Source organism: Bacillus cereus (assembly GCF_002567495.1).
Lineage (GTDB): Bacteria > Bacillota > Bacilli > Bacillales > Bacillaceae_G > Bacillus_A > Bacillus_A cereus_AQ.
Genome location: NZ_NVAP01000040.1, coordinates 167,205 through 173,830, shown reverse-complemented (window position 1 = coordinate 173,830; position 6,626 = coordinate 167,205). Strand labels below are relative to the sequence as shown.

Here is a 6,626-nt window from a genome sequence, read left to right as displayed (position 1 = left end):
GCTAAAACTCAACGAGGGAGAGGTGCATGTATTTTGTCATACACAAAAACTGTTTTTATCTATGTTTACTAACAGTCTTTGTTGTGGACTCTTTTAACTGCGAATTCAGACCTTTACTCGTTTTGAGTAAAGGTCTTTTTACGTATATATGCACCTTACTATGAAACAAACATAGCATATTCAGAAACTACTAAATTGTACGGAGGTGAGGAACAGTTGGCAATTGATGATTCGGCCCAGATACCCATACGTTTTACATTCATATTTCATCATGTAGGTAGGAAAGAAACTGTTCCTCACCATTTCAAATAGTTAGGTAACAGATTGTTTCCTCTTTCATGACAGAGGAGGAACTACCGATGTTTAATTTACAAAGACAAGAAACAAAGCATGCTTATGAGCAAGATAGCATGCAAACAAATAACGAATTATTAGTGGAGGTTGCAACACAAGATGTAAGCTCTGCGTTAAAACTTCTAGAAACAACACAAGATGGATTATCTAAACAAGAAGCGTCTCGTAGACTTTCTTTATACGGTCCGAACGAAATAGCTCATAATAAAATGGCGCCGTGGTACATTCAATTTCTGCTGGCATTTAAAAATCCATTTATTTTCGTTTTATTAGCTCTTGGAGCCCTTTCCTTTTTCACAGATGACATACAAGGAACAATTGTCGTATCTGCAATGGTACTACTTAGTGCAACAATTCGGTTTTCCCAAGAATTTCGTTCTCAAAAAGCTGCCGATAAGTTAAAAGCTATGGTTCGAACAACTGCGAGCGTATTTAGAATAAATGGATTTGTACATGAAACAAAAAATGTAACGAATTTAAATCGAAATTACACAACAGAAATTCCAATTGAGGAACTTGTACCTGGCGATATCATTTCCCTTTCAGCCGGTGATATCGTTCCAGCTGATGTGCGTATTGTATCCGCTAAAGATTTATTTGTTAATCAATCTTCTTTAACAGGGGAAGCACTCCCTGTAGAAAAATACGAACACTGCTACCATACAGAAAATAAGCATATCTTACCGACAAACATGAAAAAAAATTACAATCCACTCGATATGGAAAACCTTTGTTTCATGGGAACAAATATTGTAAGTGGTAGCGCAAAAGCTGTTGTCATCTCAACAAGTACCGATACGTATTTCGGCTCTTTAGCAAATAAGGTAATCGGAAAGCGTGTAGAAACAAGCTTTGATAAAGGTGTAAACAAAGTAAGCTGGCTCTTAATTACATTCATGCTTATTATGGCACCTATTGTCCTTCTCATTAATGGATTCACAAAAGGAGATTGGCAAGAAGCTTTCTTCTTCGCTATTGCCGTTGCTGTTGGTCTTACACCCGAAATGTTACCAATGATTGTAACTGCTAATTTAGCTAAAGGTGCCGTTAACATGTCTAAACAAAAAGTAATTGTAAAACAACTAAATTCTATTCAAAACTTAGGTGCTATGAACATTCTTTGTACAGATAAAACCGGAACTTTAACAGAAGATAAAGTTGTCCTTGTTCGCCACTTAGATCCTAATGGAAATGAATGTAATCGTGTCTTACAATTTGCCTATTTAAATAGTTTCTATCAAACTGGATTAAAAAATTTAATAGATAAGGCTGTTATTAAACATACAGAGGAAAACCATAATTTTGATCCATCAGCTTTTCAAAAGCTAGATGAAATTCCATTCGATTTCGCCCGCCGGCGTATGTCAGTCATCGTGAAAGACATTACAAGTGAACATACAATGGTTTGTAAAGGTGCCGTAGAAGAACTTTTATCCATTTGCAACTACACTGAAGTGGATGAAAAAATTGTTCCACTTACTGAGGAAATGCGCTCAAATGTCAAAAAGCTAAGTGAGACATTGAATAGTGAAGGTATGCGAGTTATTGCTGTGGCTTATAAAAAAGATAGAAAAATAAATGATAAAGAGTACGCAGTAAAAGACGAAACTGATATGATTCTCGCTGGATATATTGGCTTTTTAGATCCACCGAAACCATCTGCAGCAGCTGCCATTCAAGCATTACAAAAACATGGTGTACAAGTGAAAATTTTAACTGGCGATAACGAAATTGTTACAAGAAAGGTTTGTAAAGAAGTTGGGTTAGATATCGGTGAACCAATCCTCGGTTACGAGATTGATTCTTTACCAGATAAAGCATTGGCAAAACTTGCTGAAGAAACGACTGTATTTGCGAAGCTGAATCCTATGCAAAAATCTCGCATTATACGCGCACTACAAGGAAATGGACACACTGTAGGTTATATGGGAGATGGCATTAACGATGCTGTAGCATTACGTGAAGCTGATGTCGGAATATCCGTTGATACTGCTACTGATATTGCAAAAGAAGCTTCCGATATTATTCTACTCGAAAAAAGTTTAACTATATTAGAAGCCGGGATTTTAGAAGGACGTACTACATTCGGAAATATTTTAAAATATATTAAGATGACAGCTAGCTCTAACTTCGGTAATGTGTTTAGCGTGTTAGTAGCAAGTGCTTTCATTCCCTTTTTACCGATGCTTGCCATTCATCTTTTAATTCAAAACTTACTTTATGATATTTCACAACTTTCTATTCCATGGGACAAAATGGATAAAGAGTTTCTAGAAAAACCACGAAAATGGGATACTGCAAACTTACGAAACTTCATTATTTGTATCGGCCCAATTAGTTCCATATTTGATATTATCACATACGTAGTCATGTGGAATGTATTTGGCGCAAATACACCGAGCGAACAATCATTATTCCAGTCCGGTTGGTTTGTCGTTGGATTGTTAACACAAACTTTAATTGTTCACATGATAAGAACACAGAAGATTCCATTTATTCAAAGCACTGCATCAACACCAGTCGTTTTATTAACTGCTCTTATTATGGCAATCGGGATTTATATTCCATTCTCACCACTTGGTGCAGCCGTTGGTTTACAAGCATTACCACTTAGCTACTTCCCTTGGTTAGTAGGAATACTATTAGGCTACGCTGTCTTAACACAATTCCTGAAAAAGCTTTATATTAAAAAGTTTCATAGCTGGTTGTAAAAATAAGAATGAGTGGGTATCCCCCGCTCATTCTAAAAAACATAACAGATACTTATATATGGAGGTGACCATGATGGTATGGTACGACATTGTATTCAGATTAGTTATCGCAATTATTGTAGGTGCTTGCATCGGAATGGAAAGGCAATGGAGACACCGAATGGCCGGGCTGCGGACAAATGCTCTCGTATCACTTGGTGCCTGTATATTTGTTTTATTATCCGTCATGCTTGATCATGATGCTAGCCCATCCCGCATTGCTGCTCAAGTTGTTAGTGGTATTAGTTTTTTAGGGGGCGGCGTTATTATCCGCGATGGTTTTAGTATTAGAGGACTAAATACGGCAGCTACTTTATGGTGTGCAGCTGCTGTCGGTACTCTTACAGGCGCTGGTTTTCTTGTTGCAGCGATATTAGGTGCAGCCGGCGTTTTACTAGCAAATATACTTCTTCGCCCAATCGCTCTCTTTATGAACAAAAAATCAAAAGAAGAATCACCTGAACAAACCAACTACTTCCTTTCTCTTACTTGTTCAGAAGAAAATGAAGCACATATTCGTTTTTTACTTATGCATATGGTAAGTACAGAAGGGCTTGGTTTAAAAGAGTTGTATAGTGAAGATGTAGATTCTAATCAAAAAGTTTGTATACAGGCTACATTACATTGCAAGACAAATGCGGCTATCTTAATTGAAAAAATAGTAAGTAGAATGCTATTAGAATCTGGCGTTACTGGAGCTGGATGGAAGACTTCTTTAGATTTAGAAGCGAGTTAAATATGAAAGGTGTCATGATATTTACTACTTCATGACACCTTCTACATAAACTTATTTTCTAACTTTTGTTGAAACGACCTCTCTTGCTTACGTAGCAGTTGACTACCTCGTTGTAAAAGCGGTGTTCCATACTTATCATTAATTTGATCAATGACAGCAAGTAGCGGTTCTTTTTTCGCATCCTCTTCAAATGAAAACAAATCTAATTGTTTCACCGATTCGGTCTTCCACTCTATTTCAGTAGCTGTAACACCTAGTAAACGAACGGAATCACCGTCCCAATGTTGCTTCCATAAACGGGATGCTGCTTGAAAAATATCGCGTTCTTCCCAAATTGCATTTTTCAATTGCTTACTCCGTGTCACTGTTCGCCTATCATGGTATTTAATCATAATTTGAATATTATAGCTGACAAGGGTTCGCTTTTGTAGTCTTTTACTCACTGACTTTGATAAACGATCTAACATATCAAGTAATTCTTTCTCTTCATCCATATCCTTTGCAAAAGTCATCGAGTTACCGACACTTTTATGCTGTCCCATTTGACTCGGATCCACTTCCCTATCATCCATACCTTTTGCACGCCTTTGTAAATCAACACCATGCTTTCCAATTTTAGAACGAATGATATGCTCGTCTCCCTTTGCCAACTGTTCAATTGTCTGTATATGAATATCATTTAATTTTTCAGCTGTTTTCTCACCAATTCCATGCATTGCTCCAACTGGACGTGGCCAAATCAGTTCTGGAATATCCCGTTTTCGAAGCACGGTAATACCAAGTGGTTTTTTCATATCTGAAGCGGTCTTTGCTAGAAATAGATTTGGAGCAATTCCAATACTACACGGAAGCTGTAACTCTGTTAATAGTGCTTGTTGAATCATCTTTGCTATCTCAAGAGGCGAACCAAGTGCGTAGCAATCTGTAATATCTAAATACCCTTCATCTATTGAGACTGGTTGTATCTTTTCTGTAAAACGAGAAAGGATTTGAAACATTTGAAATGATGCTTCGCGATATAATGTGAAATTAGGACGCCTTACAACTAATTGTGGGCATAACCTTTTCGCTTCCCAAAGGGGCATCGTCGTACGTATTCCGTATTCTCTCGCCTCATAACTACATGTTATAATAATTCCTTTTCTCTCTTTTTCATTTCCAGCAACTGCTAATGGCTTTCCTTGTAATGATGGATCATGAGCAATTTCAACAGATGCAAAAAAGCAATTCATATCTACATGCAAAATTACACGACCATTTTTCGGATACATTTCTCGCATAGTACTCACTCCCTAATCAGAACGTTCGTTCTTTTATTATATCAAATTTTGCACAATAGTTATAATAATTACTTGTTCTTTTTTACAATCTATTTAAAGAGGATATACATGTGAAAGGAGCTGATTATGATGAAATCAACTAATAAACTCAACTATACGTTCCTTGTAGTTATATTAATCATCGTAATTAATTATTTACTACTTCCAATTTTCAAGATGAATACGTTTGGATTTTTCTCTCGTCTAGTACATGTAGCAACAACTTATATACTGCCATGGTTTTTCTTGTATTGGCTTATACGCCTTGTAAAAACAATCGAATCAAAATAAAAAGCGTGTAAATCACAATTGATTTACACGCTTTTTCTATTCCATTACTTCGCTACTTCTTCAATAATTGCAACAACTAATTCTGCTGTTTTTGCTAACTCTTCAACAGGAATCTTCTCGTTTGTTGTATGAATTTCTTCATAACCAACTGCTAAGTTAACTGTTGGGATACCGTGTCCAGCAATTACGTTTGCATCACTTCCGCCACCACTTTGGTGAAGAGAAGGTGTACGACCGATTTTTTCAGCTGCACGTTTTGCAACTTCTACAACGTGATCACCATCAGCAAATTTAAATCCTGGGTACATAACGTTTACTTCAACATCTGCTTGACCGCCCATTTCTTTTGCAGTTGTTTCAAATGCTTCTTTCATTTTCGCAACTTGTACTTCCATTTTCTCATTGATTAAAGAACGAGCTTCTGCAAAGATTTGTACATGATCGCAAACGATATTCGTTTGTGTACCACCTTCAAAACGTCCGATATTTGCAGTCGTTTCAGAGTCAATGCGACCAAGTGGCATCTTCGCAATGGCTTTCGCTGCGATAGTAATTGCAGATACACCTTTCTCCGGCGCTACACCAGCGTGAGCTGTTTTCCCACGAATGATTGCGTTCACTTTCGCTTGTGTTGGAGCTGCAACAACGATTTCACCAACTTTTCCATCGCTATCTAGCGCGTAACCGTATTTCGCTGTAATGCGCTCACGGTCTAATGCTTTTGCACCAACAAGACCTGATTCTTCTCCGACTGTAATAATAAATTCAATTTTACCATGAGAGATGTTTTTCTCTTTTAAAACACGGATTGCTTCGAACATTGATGCTAATCCAGCTTTATCATCCGCACCTAAAATTGTTGTACCATCTGATACGATATATCCATCTTTAATAGAAGGCTTAATTCCATTACCAGGAACTACTGTATCCATATGAGAAGTAAAGTAAATTGTATCAACACCATCTTTTGTTGCTGGTAAAGTACAAATTAAGTTACCTGCACCATGACCAGTTACAGCCATTGTGTCATCTTCAAATACTTCTACACCTAAATCTGTAAATTTCTTCGTTAATACTTTACAGATTTCTGCTTCAAATTTCGTTTCAGAATCTACTTGTACTAATTCCATAAATTCATTTACTAAACGTTCTTGATTAATCATAAGACTGCGCCTC

5 protein-coding genes are annotated in these 6,626 nt (G+C 36.9%); 3 read left to right on the top strand and 2 right to left on the bottom strand.

Features of this window, described 5'->3' with window-relative positions; genetic code table 11:
- Window positions 1–359 precede the first annotated feature (359 nt).
- On the top strand, window positions 360–3,065 hold the full coding sequence (mgtA, locus tag COK05_RS19660; protein WP_141539173.1) for a magnesium-translocating P-type ATPase: 2,706 nt from the start codon (window positions 360–362) through the stop codon (window positions 3,063–3,065).
- A 73-nt stretch (window positions 3,066–3,138) separates the two neighbouring features.
- Window positions 3,139–3,840, top strand: a complete 702-nt coding sequence (locus tag COK05_RS19655; RefSeq protein ID WP_141539172.1) for an MgtC/SapB family protein — start codon at window positions 3,139–3,141, stop codon at window positions 3,838–3,840.
- Between the two features lie 41 nt (window positions 3,841–3,881).
- On the opposite strand, the gene COK05_RS19650 is transcribed toward COK05_RS19655, so the two are convergent.
- A complete protein-coding gene (locus COK05_RS19650) occupies window positions 3,882–5,120 on the bottom strand; it encodes a DNA polymerase IV (RefSeq protein ID WP_098613923.1) in 1,239 nt (412 codons plus the stop codon).
- A gap of 129 nt (window positions 5,121–5,249) precedes the next feature.
- Here COK05_RS19650 and COK05_RS19645 point away from each other — a divergent pair, with 129 nt between their 5' ends.
- Window positions 5,250–5,450 (top strand): hypothetical protein, encoded by a 201-nt coding sequence (locus COK05_RS19645; RefSeq protein WP_098613922.1) that lies wholly within the window; start codon window positions 5,250–5,252, stop codon window positions 5,448–5,450.
- 44 nt (window positions 5,451–5,494) lie between these two features.
- Here COK05_RS19645 and COK05_RS19640 read toward each other — a convergent pair whose 3' ends face one another.
- A complete protein-coding gene (locus COK05_RS19640; protein WP_098613921.1) occupies window positions 5,495–6,613 on the bottom strand; it encodes a tripeptidase T in 1,119 nt (372 codons plus the stop codon).
- Window positions 6,614–6,626 lie beyond the last annotated feature (13 nt).